Origin of the sequence: Arthrobacter nitrophenolicus (assembly GCF_000332815.1) — a bacterium.
Classification (GTDB): Bacteria; Actinomycetota; Actinomycetes; order Actinomycetales; family Micrococcaceae; genus Arthrobacter; species Arthrobacter nitrophenolicus.
The window spans coordinates 1-1,160 of record NZ_AOFD01000125.1 but is presented as its reverse complement, the minus strand read 5'-3'; the positions used below and the strand labels follow the sequence as shown (position 1 = coordinate 1,160).

The 1,160-nt window shown below is 65.3% G+C and carries 1 pseudogene; it reads left to right on the top strand.

Features of this window, described 5'->3' with window-relative positions:
• Positions 1-3: 3 nt before the first annotated feature.
• Positions 4-1,160: pseudogene (locus tag G205_RS20405) on the top strand (pyruvate dehydrogenase (acetyl-transferring), homodimeric type); the annotation flags it as partial.

Here is a 1,160-nt window from a genome sequence, read left to right as displayed (position 1 = left end):
CCCGTGGCTGCAGGAGAAGATACCTCCCATATCCTCAGCGGGTTGACTAACCAGCTGCCTGATCATGATCCGGAAGAGACTGCCGAGTGGGTTGAGTCCCTGGACGCGCTGATCAGGGAACAGGGTACCGAGCGTGCCCAATACATCATGCGGAGCCTGCTGCAGCGCGCGGGCGCGCAGAGCGTCGGGGTGCCGATGGTGACCACCACCGATTACGTGAACACCATCCCGGTGGACCAGGAAGCACCGTTCCCGGGCAACGAGGAATACGAGCGCCGGTACCGGGCGTACATGCGCTGGAACGCAGCGGTCATGGTGCACCGGGCGCAGCGGCCGGACATCGCCGTGGGCGGGCACATTTCCACCTACGCCGGCGCGGCGACCCTGTACGAGGTCGGGTTCAACCACTTCTTCCGCGGCAAGGACCACCCCGGCGGCGGGGACCAGGTCTTCTTCCAGGGCCACGCGTCCCCGGGCATGTACGCCCGCGCGTTCATGGAAGGCCGGCTCTCCGAGGAGGACCTGGACGGGTTCCGGCAGGAAAAGTCCCGCGAGGGCCACGCCCTGTCCTCCTACCCGCACCCAAGGTTGATGCCCCAGTTCTGGGAATTCCCCACCGTGTCCATGGGCATCGGGCCGATGAACGCGATCTATCAGGCCCAGTCCAACCGGTACCTGCACAACCGGGGCCTGAAAGACACCTCCGACCAGCAGGTCTGGGCGTTCCTGGGCGACGGCGAAATGGACGAGCCCGAATCCCGCGGCCTGCTCCAGCTCGCCGCGAACGAGAACCTGGACAACCTGAACTTCGTCATTAACTGCAACCTCCAGCGCCTGGACGGTCCGGTGCGCGGCAACGGCAAGATCATGCAGGAACTCGAAGCGTTCTTCCGCGGCGCGGGCTGGAACGTGATCAAGGTCGTCTGGGGCCGGGAATGGGACGATCTGCTCACCCGCGACACCGACGGGTCCCTGGTGAAGATCATGAACGAAACCCCCGACGGGGACTACCAGACCTACAAGGCCGAGTCCGGCGGGTTCGTCCGCGAACACTTCTTCGGCAAGGACCCCCGCACCAAGGACCTCGTCGCGGACCTCACCGACGACCAGATCTGGAACCTCAAACGCGGCGGCCACGACTACCGCAAGGTCTACGCCGC